1 protein-coding gene is annotated in these 430 nt (G+C 60.0%); it reads left to right on the forward strand.

Going from position 1 to position 430, the window contains the following annotated elements; genetic code table 11:
• On the forward strand, window positions 1-343 hold a 343-nt coding region (locus J5M71_RS28840; protein WP_207839099.1), incomplete at its 5' end, for a M48 family metallopeptidase.
• Between the last annotated feature and the right edge of the window lie 87 nt (window positions 344-430).

A 430-nucleotide genomic window follows, 5' to 3' on the forward strand; every position in this document is an offset into this window, starting at 1 on the left:
GTATCTCGATCCGCGTGTCAACGACACGGTCGAGCCGGCGTCGGTGCGGTGGGTGTCCAATCAGAACACCCGCTGGGGTTCATGCACGCCGTCGACCGGTCAGATTAGGCTGTCTGACCGCATGATCGGATTCCCCGACTGGGTCGTTGACCATGTCTTAGCCCACGAGCTTTGCCACCTCGTGGAGGGCCATCACAATCGACGATTTCACGAATTGCTCGCCGGGTTTCCTAACGCCGAACGGGCGGAGGGTTTTCTGACTGGTTTTCAGTGGGCTGTCTCCGGGGAAGCTGATGACACCAGGAACGATCCTGACGATAACCCAGCGGATCAGTCGTCGTGACCGTGATCTCGCAGCAGCTTCTCTAACTCAGCGTCGAGGTCGTCGCCGCCCTCCGAGGGATCTTGGCGATCTCCCGAGACATAGCCC

The organism is Pseudomonas sp. 43(2021), from assembly GCF_017490805.1.
In the GTDB taxonomy this organism is placed as follows: Bacteria; Pseudomonadota; Gammaproteobacteria; order Pseudomonadales; family Pseudomonadaceae; genus Aquipseudomonas.